The organism is Bradyrhizobium sp. BRP19 (assembly GCF_020194195.1).
In the GTDB taxonomy this organism is placed as follows: Bacteria; Pseudomonadota; Alphaproteobacteria; order Rhizobiales; family Xanthobacteraceae; genus Bradyrhizobium; species Bradyrhizobium yuanmingense.
Map to the genome: position 1 here is coordinate 100,969 of NZ_JADYVZ010000014.1, position 16,392 is coordinate 117,360.

Annotated in this window: 15 protein-coding genes and 1 pseudogene; 10 read left to right on the forward strand and 6 right to left on the reverse strand. The window is 64.9% G+C overall.

The features are described from left to right. Positions 1-30: 30 nt before the first annotated feature. Positions 31-510 carry an Lrp/AsnC family transcriptional regulator gene (locus I6F36_RS30385; RefSeq protein WP_036016121.1) on the forward strand — a complete coding sequence of 160 codons (480 nt, stop codon included), beginning with the start codon at positions 31-33 and terminating at the stop codon, positions 508-510. 74 nt (positions 511-584) lie between these two features. Then, on the forward strand, positions 585-896 hold the full coding sequence (locus tag I6F36_RS30390; protein ID WP_036016119.1) for a DUF1272 domain-containing protein: 312 nt from the start codon (positions 585-587) through the stop codon (positions 894-896). Positions 897-905: 9 nt separating this feature from the next. On the opposite strand, the gene fahA is transcribed toward I6F36_RS30390, so the two are convergent. From fahA to I6F36_RS30415, 5 genes are all read right to left on the reverse strand, one after another. Further along, a complete protein-coding gene (gene fahA, locus I6F36_RS30395) occupies positions 906-2,174 on the reverse strand; it encodes a fumarylacetoacetase (protein WP_225172775.1) in 1,269 nt (422 codons plus the stop codon). A 140-nt stretch (positions 2,175-2,314) separates the two neighbouring features. Next, the gene (hmgA, locus tag I6F36_RS30400) at positions 2,315-3,661 is read right to left on the reverse strand and encodes a homogentisate 1,2-dioxygenase (RefSeq protein WP_036016113.1); all 1,347 of its coding nucleotides are present in this window, start codon (positions 3,659-3,661) and stop codon (positions 2,315-2,317) included. Positions 3,662-3,663: 2 nt separating this feature from the next. Next, on the reverse strand, positions 3,664-4,620 hold the full coding sequence (locus I6F36_RS30405) for an MBL fold metallo-hydrolase (protein WP_225172776.1): 957 nt from the start codon (positions 4,618-4,620) through the stop codon (positions 3,664-3,666). 22 nt (positions 4,621-4,642) lie between these two features. After that, positions 4,643-4,867 carry a DUF2783 domain-containing protein gene (locus I6F36_RS30410; RefSeq protein WP_025032749.1) on the reverse strand — a complete coding sequence of 75 codons (225 nt, stop codon included), beginning with the start codon at positions 4,865-4,867 and terminating at the stop codon, positions 4,643-4,645. 8 nt (positions 4,868-4,875) lie between these two features. After that, positions 4,876-6,534: an FAD-dependent oxidoreductase gene (locus I6F36_RS30415; RefSeq protein WP_225172777.1), complete on the reverse strand. Its 1,659-nt coding sequence runs from the start codon at positions 6,532-6,534 to the stop codon at positions 4,876-4,878. A gap of 111 nt (positions 6,535-6,645) precedes the next feature. Here I6F36_RS30415 and I6F36_RS30420 point away from each other — a divergent pair, with 111 nt between their 5' ends. The 3 genes and pseudogenes from I6F36_RS30420 to I6F36_RS30430 form a co-directional block, all read left to right on the forward strand. Further along, complete coding sequence (locus I6F36_RS30420; RefSeq protein ID WP_225129953.1) at positions 6,646-7,188, forward strand: MarR family winged helix-turn-helix transcriptional regulator; 543 nt, start codon at positions 6,646-6,648, stop codon at positions 7,186-7,188. 89 nt (positions 7,189-7,277) lie between these two features. Then, positions 7,278-7,997: a class I SAM-dependent methyltransferase gene (locus I6F36_RS30425; RefSeq protein ID WP_036016344.1), complete on the forward strand. Its 720-nt coding sequence runs from the start codon at positions 7,278-7,280 to the stop codon at positions 7,995-7,997. Between the two features lie 37 nt (positions 7,998-8,034). After that, positions 8,035-8,199, forward strand: a pseudogene (locus I6F36_RS30430) (MarR family transcriptional regulator); the annotation flags it as partial. Positions 8,200-8,319: 120 nt separating this feature from the next. On the opposite strand, the gene I6F36_RS30435 reads toward I6F36_RS30430, so the two are convergent. Beyond that, the gene (locus I6F36_RS30435) at positions 8,320-9,126 is read right to left on the reverse strand and encodes an N-acyl homoserine lactonase family protein (protein ID WP_036015983.1); all 807 of its coding nucleotides are present in this window, start codon (positions 9,124-9,126) and stop codon (positions 8,320-8,322) included. A 340-nt stretch (positions 9,127-9,466) separates the two neighbouring features. Between I6F36_RS30435 and I6F36_RS30440 the strand changes: the two genes are divergently transcribed. The 5 genes from I6F36_RS30440 (at position 9,467) to I6F36_RS30460 (ending at position 16,389) form a co-directional block, all read left to right on the forward strand. Then, entirely contained in the window at positions 9,467-11,035 is a 1,569-nt protein-coding gene (locus I6F36_RS30440; protein WP_074448076.1) for a caspase family protein, read from the forward strand. 147 nt (positions 11,036-11,182) lie between these two features. Then, positions 11,183-11,854: an OmpA family protein gene (locus I6F36_RS30445; RefSeq protein ID WP_225137381.1), complete on the forward strand. Its 672-nt coding sequence runs from the start codon at positions 11,183-11,185 to the stop codon at positions 11,852-11,854. 158 nt (positions 11,855-12,012) lie between these two features. Further along, the gene (locus I6F36_RS30450; protein ID WP_036015974.1) at positions 12,013-12,942 is read left to right on the forward strand and encodes an efflux RND transporter periplasmic adaptor subunit; all 930 of its coding nucleotides are present in this window, start codon (positions 12,013-12,015) and stop codon (positions 12,940-12,942) included. After that, a complete protein-coding gene (locus I6F36_RS30455; RefSeq protein ID WP_109141777.1) occupies positions 12,942-16,088 on the forward strand; it encodes an efflux RND transporter permease subunit in 3,147 nt (1,048 codons plus the stop codon). Before I6F36_RS30450 ends, I6F36_RS30455 begins: the two co-directional genes overlap by 1 nt. Positions 16,089-16,149: 61 nt before the next feature. Then, positions 16,150-16,389 carry a DUF433 domain-containing protein gene (locus tag I6F36_RS30460; protein WP_225145547.1) on the forward strand — a complete coding sequence of 80 codons (240 nt, stop codon included), beginning with the start codon at positions 16,150-16,152 and terminating at the stop codon, positions 16,387-16,389. Positions 16,390-16,392 lie beyond the last annotated feature (3 nt).

Below are 16,392 nucleotides of genomic sequence, written 5' to 3' on the forward strand. Positions count from 1 at the left end.
CGATCCGCGCATGAAACGGATGAAAGACGCATGATTTCTGTTGACGCCTTCGACCTCAGGATTCTCGGCGCGCTCCAGGACGATGGCCGCCTCACCAACCAGGAGCTCGCCGAGCTCGCGGGCCTGTCAGCCTCGCAATGCTCGCGGCGGCGGATGCGGCTGGAGGAGGAGAAGGTGATCGCGGGCTACCACGCCGACCTCTCCAGCGAGGCGCTCGGCTTCGGCGTGATCGCCTTCATCCAGGTGGGACTGGCGACACATTCGCCGGACAATTCCAAGCGTTTTCGCGCGCTGGTGAACCGGATCGATGAGATCCAGGAGGCGTATTCGCTGACGGGCGATGCCGACTATGTGCTCAAGGCCGTGCTGCGCGATCTCAAGGGCCTGTCCAACCTCGTCAATGACGTGCTGATGCCGCACCAGAGCGTGGCGCATGTGCGCTCCTCGATCGTGCTTGATAGGCTGAAGGAGAGCTCGAAGCTGCCGCTGAAGGAGATCAAGCCCGGCTGAAATCGAGGGAACTATGGCATTCGCGCTGGCAACGCGATCTGCGATGATCGCAGCTCCAGTTGCGGAGATTCAACATGGCGCTCCAGCTGCGACCGAACTGCGAATATTGCGATTGCGACCTGCCGCCCGACGCGACCAATGCGCGGATCTGCTCCTATGAATGCACGTTCTGCGCGGACTGCGTCGAGACTAAGCTGTTCAATGTCTGCCCGAATTGCGGCGGCGGCTTCGCTCCGCGGCCGATCAGGCCGGCGCAGGAATGGCGGCCGGGCGTATGCATCACCAAGCAGGCGCCGTCCGACAAGCGGGTGCATCTGAAGTACAGCGTCGAGGATGTCGCGGCGCATTGCGCGCGGCTGCGCGACGTGCCGCCGGAGAAACGGTGATTTGGCCCGCTACTCCGCCGCCAATATCGTTCCTTCGACCTCGCCGAACCCGACGCGATAGCCGTTGCCCTGGCACCAGCCGCGCATGACGAGGCTGTCGCCGTCCTCCAGAAACGAGCGCCTGGCGCCGCCGGGCAGTTCGACCGGCTCGGTGCCGTTCCAGCTGATCTCGAGCAGGCTGCCGCGCTGGTTCTTCTCCGGGCCGGAGATGGTGCCGCTCCCTAAGAGATCGCCGACATTCATGGCGCAGCCCGAGGAGGCGTGGTGCATCAATTGCTGCACCGACGACCAGTACATGTACTTGAAATTGGTGCGGCTGATGCTGGCGGGCGCATTGGCACCCGCAGCGCGCAAGGAGACGTCGAGCTCGACATCGTAGTTCTGCGGCTTGGTCTGCTTGAGATAATCGAGCGGCACCGGCTGCTGCTCCGGCCCATTCAGGCGGAACGGCTCCAGCGCCTCGCGCGTCACCACCCAGGGGCTGATCGAGGTCGCGAACGCCTTTGCAAGGAACGGACCGAGCGGCACATATTCCCATTGCTGGATATCGCGCGCGCTCCAGTCGTTGAGCAGCACGAAGCCGAAGATCATCTCCTCGGCCTGTTGCTCGCTCAGCATGCCGCCCATCGGCGACGGCTGACCGATGACGACACCCATCTCCAGCTCGAAATCGAGCCGCTTGCACGGCGCAAAGCTCGGCAGCTCCACGTTCGGCGGCTTCAGCTGCCCGCGCGGCCGCTTCACCCTGGTGCCGGAGACCACGACGGTGGAGGCGCGGCCGTTATACGCGATCGGCATATGCAGCCAGTTCGGCTGCAGCGCATTGTCCTTGCCGCGGAACATCACGCCGACATTGGTGGCGTGCTCCTTCGACGAATAGAAATCGGTGTAGCCGGAGACGGCGAAGGGCAGGTGGAGCTTCGCGTCGCGCATGAGAACGAAAGCGCGCGAGCGCAACTGCTCGTTATCGCGAAGCTCCGGATTGTCGTGCCGCAAGAGCTCGCTGATGCGCGCGCGGGTTTTCGACCAAACCTTTGGACCCAGATGCATCAGGGCGTTCAGTCCTCCTGCAAATGTGCCCGGATCGCCCGCACTGATCAGGCCATCTTGCTCGAGCTCCCAGAGATCGAGCACGTAGTCGCCGATCGCTACGCCGAGGCGCGGGGCACGGCCATCCTTGGTCGAGAACACGCCATAGGGCAGATTTTGGATCGGGAAGTCCGAGGCCGGATCGACGGCGATGAAGGAGCGGAGGCTGGGGTCGTTGGGGTGGGGCATTGGTTCCTGCCGAATGTTTATTCACAGTTTCTCCGCCGTCATTCCGGGGCGCGCGGAGCGCGAGCCCGGAATCCATATTCACAATCGTGGTTATGGATTCCGGGCCTGCGCCTTCGGCGCATCCCGGAATGACCAAGTAACTACGGCTTGCCCGGATCGAACCGCTTCTCCAACCCCTTCCAACAATCCGCGTAATCGGCCTGGAGCGTGGCGGCGTTCGCCGCATGCGCGGTGACGCGCTGCGGGTAGCGGGTCTCGAACATGAAGGCCATGGTGCCGGTCAGCTTCACCGGCTTCAATTCGCCGTTGCTGGCGTGCTCGAAGGCGTCGCGGTCGGGGCCGTGCGGCAGCATGCAATTGTGCAGCGAGATGCCGCCGGGGACGAAGCCCTGCGGCTTGGCGTCGTAGACGCCGTAGATCAGGCCCATGAACTCGCTCATGATGTTCATGTGATACCAGGGCGGCCGGAAGGTATTTTCCGCGACCATCCAGCGCTCCGGGAAGATCACGAAGTCGATATTCGCGGTGCCCGCCGTCTCCGACGGCGAGGTCAACACCGTGAAGATCGAGGGATCGGGATGGTCGAAGCCGATCGCGCCGACGGGAGAGAAGGTACGCAGATCATACTTGTACGGCGCGTAATTGCCGTGCCAGGCCACGACGTCGATCGGCGAATGCGGCAACGTGGTCTTGAACAGCGAGCCGCCCCATTTCACGTAGAGCTCGGTCGGCGTGTCCTTGTCCTCGTAGTTTGCCACCGGCGTCAGGAAGTCACGCGCATTGGCGAGGCAATTGGCGCCAATCGGCCCGCGCTCCGGCAGCGTGAAGGCGCCGCCATAATTTTCGCAGAGATAGCCGCGCGCCGGGCCGTTCGGAATCTCGACGCGGAACTTGACGCCGCGCGGGATCACCACGATCTCGCCAGGCTCGGCATCGATACGGCCGAACTCGGTGACAAGGCGCAGATTGCCCTGCTGGAGCACGAACATCAGCTCGCCGTCGGCATCGTAGAAATGCTGATCCACCATCGACTTGGTGATGAGGTAGACATGCGCGGCCATGCCGGCCTGCGTATTCACATCCCCCGCCGTCGTCATGGTCTGCACGCCCTGAATGAAGGTGACCTCCTCCTTCGGCAGCGGCGTCGGATCCCAGCGCAGCTGCGCGATCGGCAGGTCGTATTCATGGCACGGCGCCGAACGCCACAGCCCGGCGTCGACCTTCTCGAAGCGGCCGGAATGCTTCACTGAGGGGCGGATGCGGTAGAGCCAGGAGCGCTCATTGCTGCCGCGCGGCGCGGTGAAGGGCGAGCCCGAGAGCTGCTCGGCATAGAGTCCGTAGGCGCAGCGCTGCGGCGAGTTGCGCCCGATCGGCAGCGCGCCCGGCAGCGCCTCGGTCTCGAAAGAGTTGCCGAAGCCGGACATGTAGCCCGGCGTCACCTGGGCCGAGCTGCGGATGATCTGATCAGGCGAGGTATTGATGTTCATGACTATCCTCCTCCTTGCAAAGCGGCCCACATTTCCTGGTCGCGCTTGTCGGTCCAGATCACGGGGTCGTCGATACCGGATGCTTCGTCGTAGGCGCGCGACACGTTGAACGGCAGGCAGTGCTCGTAAATGGCAAAGCTCGAGAATTTCGGATCCATCACCTCGCGCGTCGCCGCCATCGATTCCTTTAAGCTGCGGCCCCTGGCGACCGAGATTTCGGCCGCGCCATAGAGCGAGTTGACGAAGTCGCGCGTCATCGCGATGGCCTCGCGCACCGTGGCGGTGCCCTTCAGCGCATCGCCGCGGCCCGGCGCGATCGCCTTCGGATTGAAGTTGCGGATCTCGTTCAGCGTCATCGGCCATTCGCGCAAATGCGCATCGCCGCAATAACAGGCCGAGTGATATTCGATGAGGTCGCCCGAGAACATCACCTCCGCATCCGGCACCCAGCCGACGATGTCGCCCGAGGTGTGGCCGGCGCCGAGCTGCATCAGGCGCACCTCGCGCTTGCCGAGATAGATCGTCATCTCGCCTTCGAAGGTCAGCGTCGGCCAGGTCAGGCCGGGAATGCTCTCCGCATCCTGGAACAGGCGCGGAAAGCGGCCGTACTCGGAATCCCAATCCTGCTGGCCGCGCTCCGCAATCAGCCGATGAGTCTCCTGCGAGGCGACGATACCTTGGGCGTGATAGGCGGAGGCGCCCAGCACGCGCACGGCGTGATAATGCGACAGCACGACATATTTGATCGGCTTGTCGGTCACCGTGCGGACCCGCTCGATCACCTTGTTCGCCATGGCCGGCGTCGCCTGCGCGTCGAACACGAGGCAGCCATCGTCGCCGACGATCACGCCGGTGTTGGGATCGCCCTCGGCGGTGAAGGCATAGAGATCGGTGCCGATCTCGGAGAAGGTGATCTTCTTCTCGGCGAGATCGCCGGTGGATGCGAAGTTCTTCGCCATCAATTCGTCCTTCAGGTCAGGGTTATTGTTGTTGCTGTTGCTGCTGCTGGCCGTCGATCATGCGGCGCTTGGCGAGTCCGATCGCCTCCCGCAGCACGTCGATGTCGCCGATATGGTTGGCGAGGATGAGCACCAACGCCGCGTCGAAATCGGCGCTCTGCTCCTCGGTCAGGCCGCGATGCGCCTCGACGATGGCGCGGAACGCATCGTCAGGGCGCGCGAAGTTCGAACTGGTGGAGAGCGGCATGCCAGACCTCAATACAAACCTTCGGCTCGCGCCAGCGCCGCCGCGATCGCCGAACGCGTCGGATGACGGAAGCGCGCCGCGACATAACCGTCGGGCCTCAGCAGGTAGGCGGCACCCGGCACGGCGCCGTAGCGCTTTGCGACCAGGCCCGAGGGATCGGCAAATTCACCGTCGGCGCCAATGCGGATGCCCTTGATACCATCAGGCGCATCGATCGGCGCGCCATTGCTGAACGACAGCAAGGTGAAATCCGTTCCACCCTTGCGGAAGGCATCCGTCAGATAGATCGGCTCGCCGGCGGACGTTGCGGCGGGCGCGTCGAGCATCGAACCGCCGGGCGGCGGTCCACCGCGCCACGTATCCGCATCAAGCGAGGACAGCGGCGTATCGTAGCTGCACGGCACCGACAGCCGACCGCCATTGACCATGCGCTTGCCGAACTCGGTTTCCTTGGCCAGCGACAGCACCGCCTTGCGCAACCGCGCCTCCTGATGCGAGTTCGGTGCCATGAAGTCGGTCGAGCGGGTGGATTCGCGGATGTTCTCGTCGGCCGCCATGCTGCGCTCGAGGTGGTAGCTCTCCAGCAGGCTCGCAGGCGATTTGCCGCGCAGCACGCGGTCGAGCTTCCAGGACAGATTCTCCGCGTCTTCGAGTCCCGAGTTCGCGCCACGCGCACCGAAGGGCGAGACCTGGTGCGCGGAATCGCCGGCGAAGATCACGCGGCCATGGATGAAGCGGTCCATCCGCCGGCACTGGAATTTGTAGAGCGAAATCCACTCGAACTCGAACTTGTCATGGCCGAGCATGCGCGCGATCCGCGGCCGCACGTTTTCCGGCTTCTTCTCGAGGACCGGATCGGCATAGCGATTGAGCTGGAGATCGATGCGCCAGACATCGTCGGGCTGCCGGTGCAGCAGCGCCGAACGCCCGGCATGGAACGGCGGATCGAACCAGAACCAGCGCTCGGTCGGAAATTCCGCGGTCATCTTGACGTCGGCGATCAGGAACTGATCCTCGAAGACCTGGCCGGCGAATTCCGCCCCGACCATCTGCCGCAGCGAGGAGCGCGCGCCGTCGCAGGCGACGACATAGCGCGCATTCAGGCGGTAGGCGCCCTCGGGCGTCTCGATCGTCAGCAGCGCGGATTCGTTGCGCTGCTCGAGCGCTGTCACCTTGTTGCGCCAGCGCAGGTCGATCTCCGGCAGCTCGTTGATGCGATCAACCAGATAGGCCTCGGCGTAATATTGCTGGAGATTGATGAAGGCCGGCCGCTTGTGACCGTCTTCGGGCAGGAGATTGAACTGGTAGAGCTGCGACTCGCCATGGAAGATCCGCCCCACACTCCACACCACGCCCTTCTCGACCATGCGGTCGCCGACGCCGAGCCGGTCCCAATATTCCAGCGACCGTTTCGAGAAGCAGATCGCGCGCGAGCCCTCGCCGATGCGGTCGGCATCATCCAGCAGCACGACGCGCTGGCCGCGCTGGGCAAGATCGATCGCCAGCGACAGCCCGACCGGGCCCGCGCCGACGATCACGACCGGATGCGCCGCGGGGCTCGAGCCGGGGCGGTCCTGATCGGGGTGACGGCGGTAGCCGAACTGGGTCTTGGCTTGAGCGGTCTTAGCTTGAGCGGTCTCGGCGTGAGGGGTATTGGCCGGCGCCATACACGAACCTCGGCTCTGGTCAGGACAGGATCGATCTGCTAGATAGTCTCACGTGCAACTATTTTGGACCGGAGCCGGCCGGCCGTCAACTGGAATTCGGAGGCGCTCTCCTTGGCGAGGACATCCAGCGACATCGCGCTCAAGGCGCGCGCGGCCGACGAGGCGTCGGCGAGGCCAAAGCTGCGGCTCGATTTGTTCAAGTTCGTGCCGTTCCGCCTCAATCGGCTCGCCGCGGAGGTCAGTTCCGCGCTGTCGGTCGAGTATCAGGAACGCCACGGCCTCGACATTCCGGCCTGGCGCGTCATCGCCACGCTCGGCTTCCGCAATGATGCCTGCAGCGCGCAATACATTTCGCAATGCACCCGCACGCACAAATCCACCATCAGCCGCGCAGTGACGGCGCTGCTCAGCGACGGCCTGATCGAGCGGGTCGAGAACGAAGCCGACCGCCGCGAATTCCGCCTGCAACTGACCAGGAAGGGCCGCGCGCTCTACGAGGAGCTGTTCCCGCAATTGCTGCGGCGAGAGGACGAGATCCTCGCCTGCCTCTCGGCGCAGGAGCGCAAGCAGCTCTCGGCCCTGCTCGGCAAGATCGAGCAGAGCCTCGATCTGATCCAGACCAGCGAAGAGGCGGATGCGAAGCAGGCGTATTAGGGCGCCCACCCATAAGGCGCAGACGTCAGCTTTTGGGAGCCCGGTTGAGAAAACTTGGTAGGACCGTGACGGCAGCGAGGTATATAGCGATGCTCCTTGTGGCGTTTGCCGCAACTCGCGCATACGCCGCTGACATAGGTTATCTGGCTCCCCCTGGAGTCGCGGCAAACGAGTTTCCCTCACCGCAGCGTCCTGTCGCACGGATCGTCAGCCCGCGCCGCTCCGCCGAAGAGCGCCGCGACGCCCTCAATGAGGCCGGCCAAATCGCACGCGCTCTTGAACTGAAACCAGGGATGACTGTCGGCGACATTGGAGCAGGCAGTGGCTACCACACGGTCAGGCTCTCGCACCTCGTCGGATCCGCCGGCTCTGTCGTTGCCCAGGACGTCACGCGGGATTACCTCGTCGAACTCGCCAGGCGAACAAAACTTCTGAAGTTGACAAACGTGCAATTCGCGCTCGGCGAACCACACGACCCGCGTCTGCCCGCTTCCTCGCTGGACGCCGCAATCCTTGTGCATATGTATCACGAGATAGCCCAACCCTATGCCTTTCTCTACAATCTTGCGTCCGCCTTGAAGCAAGGTGCGCGGGTCGGAATTGTCGATCTTGAGCTTCCGACGTCGAAGCATGGCACGCCAATTGAGCTCTTGCGCTGCGAGTTGACCGCCGTCGACTATCGCGAGATCGCCACATATAAGCTCGCAGGGGGCGGAGGATACCTGGCGGTATTCTCTCCTCCGGAGCTAGCGGCTCGAAAATCTCCCCACGATATCGTTGCTTGCGGGGATCCTGCCGGTGCTCGTTGACATCGCGCCCGCCTCCCGTCTCAACCCATCCGACGAACTCTACGAGGAGCTGTTCCCGCAATTGCTGCGGCGAGAGGACGAGATCCTCGCCTGCCTCTCGGCGCAGGAGCGCAAGCAGCTCTCGGCCCTGCTCGGCAAGATCGAGCAGAGCCTCGATCTGATCCAGACCAGCGAAGAGGCGGATGCGAAGCAGGCGTATTAGCCACCGCTGTCATTCCGGGGCGCCGCGCAGCGGTGAGCCCGGAATCCATCGCGACATCAGCTGCGTCGACAGATGGATTCCGGGTTCGCGCTTCGCGCGCCCCGGAATGACGCTACGGTGTCACTTTACAAACGACCGCGACGGCGGCAGATGCAGCGCCCAGGCATCGACCTCATCGCTGGCGCGCGGATAGATCTCGGTCACGATCGGATCGTGGCCGGGGATGAACCTGTCGGGATGACCGGCGAGGCGCTCGATCGTGTCCCAGCCTTGCGCCATGTCGCCGACATTATAAACGATCGGGAACGGGCTCTTGCGCTGCAGATTGGCGTAATAATGCGCGGCATCGGAGGCCAGCACCACGGCGCCGCGCGCGGTCTCGACCTTCACCACCTGCAAGCCGTCGGAATGGCCGCCGACGCGGTGCACGGTCACGCCGGGAGCAACCTCGCCATCGCCGGAATAGAAGGTGACGCGCTCGCCATAGACGTGGCGCACCATCAGCGTCACATGCTCGACCGAGAACGGGTGGCGCAGCAGGCCGTTGCACATGCAGCGTCCGGTCGCGTAGGCCATCTCGCGCTCCTGCAGATGGAAGCGCGCGTTGGGAAAGCGGTCGAGATTGCCGGCATGGTCGTAATGCAGATGTGTCACGATGACGTCACGAATGGCTGACGCCGCGACGCCGAAACGCTCCAGCGCATCGACGGGATTGAGCGTGAGCTTGCGCGCCCGCGCGCTCGCCTCCTCGGCGTTGAAGCCGGTATCGACCAGAATGTCGCGGCCGTGCCCTCGAATCAGCCAGACGAAATAATCGAGGTCCTGCGCCGCGCTGTCATGCGGGTCGGGCAGGAGGAAGTTCATGTGGGGGGTGCGCGGCGACATCGTCGCATAGCGCAGGGCGTAGATCTCGTAGACGTTTCCCATGGGCTCGCTTTTTTTAGAGTTGGATCTTGGACGATCGCGCACACCAAGCCACCACCGGCAGGAAAGGTCAAACCCGGAGGCGAGGCTGCAATGTGAGATCGATCACGTCTTCACCCGCCCTGGCTGCGCTAAGGTCCGCCGACAGCATCGAGGTACCGAGGACCGTCATGACAACCATTCCTCTCGCGGCATGCCCATCCGCTGCGGTCCATCATCGGGATAAGGTCGAATCTCCAGGCGGTTGACGCCCTCCGTCCCCGGTTTGATAATGAGGTAAGCGTAAGTTAAGGTCGCCGCGGCGCAAGCTGGAACGGCGCCTTTTGGCTGGACCGCGCTGATTATGAAAATTCGCTTCTTTTTTCTTCTGCCCTTGCTGATCTCGCTCGTCCCGACGGCCCCCTCGCTTGCGGCCGGCGACCGTTTTGCGCTGGTCATCGGCAACGCCAAATATCCGGATGCGGATGCCCCGCTGAAGGAACCGATCAACGATGCGCGCGCCGTCGCCGACGAGCTCAAGCGCGACGGCTTTTCGGTCGAACTCGGCGAGAATCTGACCGGCGACGCCATGCGCCGCGCCTTCGACAAGCTCTACGGTAAGATCAAGCCGGGCTCGGTCGCGCTGGTGTTCTTCTCAGGTTTCGGCATCCAGTCCGCGCGCCAGAGCTATTTGCTGCCGGTGGATGCGCAGATCTGGACCGAGTCCGACGTGCGCCGCGATGGCTTCAGCCTCGAGACGGTCCTCGGCGAGCTCAACACCCGCGGCGCCGGCGTCAAGATCGCGCTGGTCGATGCGTCCAGGCGCAACCCGTTCGAGCGCCGGTTCCGCAGCTTCTCAGCGGGCCTGACCCCGGTGATCGCCCCGAACGGCACGCTGGTGATGTACTCGGCGGCGCTGGCCTCGGTGGTTTCGGACGCCGGCGGCGACCGCAGCCTGTTCGTCCAGGAGCTGCTGAAGGAAATCCGCGTTCCCGACCTGATGGCCGAGGAGACGCTGAACCGCACCAAGATGGGCGTCACCCGCGCCTCGCGCGGCGAGCAGGTGCCGTGGATTTCCTCGTCATTGGCCGAAGATTTCTCGTTCATTCCGGGCGCCGGCGGATCGCGTCCGGCAACGCCGCCGCCCGCGCCTCCCGCCGCGCCGGCCGTCGTCGCCAACAACCCGCCGCCCGCCCCTCCCGCACCGCCGACACCACCGCCGCCGCCGAAGCCGGCCGACAGCGCGGCTGCAGCTCCCGCTCCTGCGCCTCCGCCACCTGCGGCTCCAGTCGCGGCGCCGGCACCGGCGCCCGCGCCTGCTCCCACCCCGAGGCCGCAGATCGAGGCCGCCCTGCCCCCGCCGCCACCGCCGGTGAAGCCGGTTGATCCCGTTCCTGCGCCGAGCACGGACGGTGGGCCGAGCGCTGCCGCCCTGGCTGACGATCCCACGATCAAGAGCCTGACTGCCAAGATTGCCGCCAACCCTGACGACGTGAACGCGCTGTACCGCCGCGGCCAGGTTTATGCCAGCAAGGGCGCCTACAGCCTCGCCATCAAGGATTTCGACGACACCCTCCGGATCAATTCGAAGGACGTCGAGGCCCTCAACAACCGCTGCTGGACCCGCACCGTGGTCGGCGACCTCCAGGCCGCGCTGAAGGATTGCAACGAGGCGCTGCGGCTGCGGCCGAACTTCGTCGATGCACTGGACAGCCGCGGGCTTGTCAATCTCAAGTCGGGCGCGGTGAAGAATGCGATCGCCGATTTCGACGCGGCCCTGAAGATCAACCCGCGCCTGACGTCCTCGCTCTACGGACGCGGCCTTGCCAAGCAACGCAACGGCTCGGCCCAGGAGGGGGCGCTGGACATCGCCAATGCCAAGGCGATGGATCCGAACATCGTTCAGGAATTCGCAAGCTACGGAGTGCGCTAGTATTTTTTTGAGTCGGGCCCCCGTCCAAGGCTCGAACCTTGAACAGCCCTGGGAAGACCAATGGGCGGATGCCGCAACAGGCTTTTTCGGGGGCGTGTTGCTTGAATTTTGAGAGCACGTGAGCTGGCTGCGCAGGAGGGACTGGGAATGAGATCGGCTGCAAATTGGCTTACCGCGATTCTGTCCATCATCACCGTCGGCGCCGCGCTGTCGCTGCCGACCTCGGCCGCATATGCGGGCGATGACGGCAACAGCAAGAATATCACCGAGGACGAGATCGTCCGCGCGCTGGCGCCGGCGCCGAAGAAGCCCTTGACGCGCGGCCTCTCGATCGGTCCGCAGACCGCCCCTGCACCGAGCGCGACCGACTCCAAGCTGATCCAGTCGGTGCGCGGCCGCTCGACGCGTTCGCTGTCGTCGACCGAGCGCGAGGAAATCGCCTTGGCCGCCAAGGACAAGCCGAACATCGATCTCGAGATCACGTTCGACTACAACTCCGCCAATATCAGCGCCAAGTCGCTGCCCTCGGTGCAGGCGCTCGGCCGCGCCTTGACCAGCCCGGATCTGAAGGGCTCGACCTTCGTGGTCGCCGGTCATACCGACGCCGCCGGCGGCGAAGCCTACAACCAGGACCTCTCGGAGCGTCGCGCCGATTCGATCAAGCGCTACCTGGTCGAGAAGTACAGCATCTCCGCGACCGATCTCGTCACCGTCGGCTACGGCAAGAGCAAGCTCAAGGACCCGAACCAGCCGCTGGCGGAGGCCAACCGGCGCGTGCAGGTCGTCAACATGGAAAACAAGACCACCGCATCGAAGTGAGCACGACGAATCCATTGCCAGTGACAAGTCGTGATGTCGTGTAAGGTCTCGTTTCCAAAGCGCGTCCCGCAGCCTTGCGGGACGCCGCTTCATGTCAGAAAAGCGCTCCGTTTGGGCCTCGCGCGGATGGCCGTGAGCCAGGTCAGGATGATCCGGCGATGAATTTGACTGAATACCTCAAGCCGGCCGGAACCGTGCTGTTCGTCGCCGCGCTCGGCATCGGCTATTATCTGTTCGAGCATCGCAAGCGTCCCGAGCCGAAGGAGACGCAAAGCGAGGCGCTCGTCATCGTGACGAAGTCAACCAATGCCTGCTTCTCCGATCTGGTGCGGGTGACCGGCTTCTTCGTACCGCGCCGCGAGGCGGTGGTCGTTGCCGATCAGGAAGGCTCCAGGGTCACCGACCTCCTGGTCACCGAGGGCACGATTGTCGCCGACAATCAGGAGCTGGCGCGCCTGACCGCGCCGCCGCAGATTCCGGGCCAGCCGCAGCGGCCCGGCCCGCAAGGCCCGATCTCGCTGAAAGCCCCCGCGCCGGGCCTTGTCACCGAAGTCCGCACCATCGTCGGCGCGCCGGCCTCGCCGCAGGCCGGTCCGATGTTCCGCATCGCCGTCAACAACGAGATCGAGCTCGACGCCCAGGTCCCGGCGGTGCACATGTCCAAGCTCACCTCCGGCGCCACCGTGCGCATCAGCCGCGACGATGCGCCCGACCTGATCGGGCGGGTCCGGCTGGTTGCACCCGAGATCGACCGCGCCACGCAACTCGGGCGGGTCCGCATCAGCGTCGCCAACAACCCCTCGCTCAAGGTCGGCGTGTTCGCTCGCGCCTCGATCGACGCCAAGCGAAGCTGCGGCGTCTCGATCCCGAAGACCGCGATCGATCACCTCACGGTGCAGGTCGTCAAGGGCAATGTCGTCGAGACACGCAAGGTGCGGGTCGGATTGTCGTCCGACAGCGCGACGGAAATCCTGGAAGGGCTGCAGGTCGGCGAAATCGTCGTGGCCGACGCCGGCTCTTCGCTCCATGACGGCGACCAGATCAAGACCATGTTCGCCGATGAACTCGATCGCACGCGGGTACGCTGATGGCTCTCAATATCTCGGCATGGTCGATCCGTAATCCGCTGCCGTCGGTCGTCTTCTCCATCATCCTGCTGGTGCTGGGCTGGGTGTCCTTCACCAAGCTTGCGATCACACGGCTGCCCTCGGCCGACATCCCCGTGATCTCGGTGGCGGTGTCGCAGTTCGGCGCCGCACCGGCCGAACTGGAATCCCAGGTCACCAAGACGGTTGAAGACGCGGTCTCCGGCGTCGAGGGCGTCAGGCACATCACCTCGTCGATCACCGATGGCCTGTCGGTCACCACGATCCAGTTCGCGCTCGAGACCAACACCGACCGCGCGCTCAACGACGTCAAGGACGCGGTGACGCGCGTGCGCTCCAACCTGCCGCAGAACGTCACCGAGCCGCTGATCCAGCGCGTCGACGTCATCGGCCTGCCGATCGTGACTTATGCCGCGATCTCGCCCGGCAAGACGCCGGAGCAGCTCTCCTATTTCGTCGACGACGTGGTCAAGCGCGCGCTGCAGGGCGTGCGCGGCGTCGCCCAGGTCGAGCGCATCGGCGGCGTCGAGCGCGAGATCCTGGTCTCGCTGGATCCCGATCGCCTGCAGGCGATGGGCCTGACCGCGGTCAATGTCAGCCAGAGCCTGCGCGGCACCAATGTCGACGTCGCCGGCGGCCGCGCCGAGATCGGCAAGAACGATCAGGCGATCCGCACGCTCGCCGGCGCCAAGACGCTTGGCGATCTCGCCGGCACCATGATCCCGCTGTTCGGCGGCGGCGAGGTCCGGCTCGACGATCTCGGCACCGTCACCGACACCATCGCCGACCGCCGAACCTTCGCCCGCTTCAACGGCGAGCCGGTGGTCGCGCTCGGCATCAAGCGCTCCAAGGGCGCCAGCGACGTGAAGGTCGCCGAGGCCGTGCAGAAGCGCATCGACGCGCTGAAAGCCGCCTATCCCGACGTCGACCTGAAGGTGATCGACACCTCGGTCGAATACACCAACGGCAATTACCACGCGGCGATCTCGACCCTGTTCGAAGGCGCGATCCTCGCCGTGATCATCGTGCTCTTGTTCCTGCGCGACCTGCGCGCCACCATCATCGCCGCGATCTCGCTGCCGCTGTCGATCTTCCCGGCGTTCTGGGCGATGGACCTGCTCGGCTTCTCGCTGAACCTCGTCAGCTTCCTCGCCATCACGCTCTCGACCGGCATTCTTGTCGACGATGCCATCGTCGAGATCGAGAATATCGTCCGGCACATGAACATGGGCAAGTCGCCCTACCGGGCCGCGCTCGAGGCCGCCGACGAGATCGGCCTCGCCGTCATCGCGATCTCGCTGACCATCATCGCCATCTTCGCGCCTGCGAGCTTCATGTCGGGCATTGCCGGACAGTTCTTCAAGCAGTTCGGCATCACAGTCTCGGTGCAGGTGTTCTTCTCGCTGCTCGCCGCGCGCTTCGTCACGCCGGTGCTGGCCGCCTATTTCCTCAAGCACAGCACGCACGAGGAGCCGCCGCCCGGCCTCATCCTGCGCTCCTATCACCGCATCGTGGCCTGGTCGGTGAAGCACTATTTCGTCACGGTGCTGATCGGCCTCGGCGTCTTCGCCGCCTCGATCTGGAGCATCACGCTGCTGCCGCAGGGCTTCCTGCCGGCCCAGGACAGCGCGCGCTCGCTGCTTGCGCTCGAGCTGCCGCCGGGCACCCAGCTCGCCTACACCGAGAAGGTCACCGAGGACATCGTCGCGCGCCTGCGCAAGCGGCCCGAGGTCAAGAGCATCTTCGTCGACGGCGGCCGCGTCCCGCCGGGCACCCAGGAGGTGCGCCGCGCCGCCCTGATCATCAATTACACGCCCAAGGACAGCCGCGACATCACCCAGCGCGAGCTCGAATTCTCCATCAGCCAGGAGCTGGAGAACGTTCCCGATATCCGCTTCTGGTTCCTGGACGAGAACGGCCTGCGCGCGATCTCGCTGGTGGTGACCGGCGTCGACCCCAACATCGTCAACAACGTCGCGAGCGAGCTTGCGACGCAGATGAAGCGCATTCCCACCATCGCCAACGTCATCTCAGAAACTTCGCTGGAGCGCCCCGAACTGCGCATCGAGCCGCGCGCCGATCTCGCCGCACGGCTCGGCGTCTCCACCGAAAGCCTGTCGCAGACCATCCGTGTCGCCACCATCGGCGACGTCGGACCGGCACTCGCCAAGTTCGACGTCGGCGACCGCCTGGTGCCGATCCGCGTGCAGCTCGAGGACGCCGCCCGCGGCGATCTGAAGACGCTGGAGCAGCTCCGCGTGCCGCTCGGCGAGCGCGGCGAGAAGGGCGGCGTGCCGCTTTCGGTCATCGCCGACGTCAAGCTCGACCAGGGTCCGACCAGCATCGGCCGCTACGATCGCGAACGGCAGGCGACCGTTGCCGCCGACCTCGTCGGCTCCGCCGCGCTCGGCGATGCCACCAAGAAGATCTACGACCTGCCGGTCATGAAGACCCTGCCGAAGGGCGTGAAGGTCTCGCCCTCGGGCGATGCCGAAAGCCTGAACGAATTGTCCGAGGGTTTTGCGACCGCCATCACGGCGGGGCTGATGATGGTCTATGCGGTGCTGGTGCTGCTGTTCGGCACCTTCCTGCAGCCGATCACCATCCTGTTCTCGCTGCCGCTCTCGATCGGCGGCGCGATCGCGGCCCTGCTCGTCACCGGCAAGCAGCTCACCACGCCGGTGTGGATCGGCATCCTGATGCTGATGGGCATCGTCACCAAGAACGCGATCATGCTGGTGGAATTCGCCATCGAGTCCATCAAGGCCGGCACGCCGCGCGAGGAGGCCATGATCGACGCCGGCATGAAGCGCGCCCGTCCGATCGTGATGACCACGATCGCGATGGCCGCGGGCATGATGCCGAGCGCCCTGGCCGTCGGCGCCGGCGGCGAATTCCGCTCGCCGATGGCGCTCGCGGTGATCGGCGGCCTGATCTTCTCGACCCTCCTGTCGCTGGTGTTCGTGCCCGCGATGTTCATGGTGATGGACGATTTCGGCGCCCTGATCTGGCGCTTCGCCAAGCGGCTGATCGTGCACAGCGAGGATGCGGAGACGGACCATCATGGGGCTGCGGAGGCGGAAGCCAGGCCGGCGGTGACGAGCGTCGCACGGCCCGCGGCGGAGTAGGGTCCACGCCAGCTTGGAAGCCCACGGTGGCGCAAGTCGTTTGCGTCCGCTAGCCTATGGCATGGCCTTCGCGCGCATCACGATGGACCCTGCCGTCTGCACTGGCAAAGCTTGCATTCGCGCGCTGCGTTTTCCGGTTGCGCGGCTGCTCGGCCTGCTGGCGGCCGGCGAGACGCGCGAATCGATCCTCAATGAATATCGGTATCTCGAGCGCGAGGACATCGATGAGGCACTGCGGTACGCGGCGTTCCTCGCCGAGGATCTAGCCGTCGATCTGTCTCCACCCGCCGAGCAAGAGTGAAAC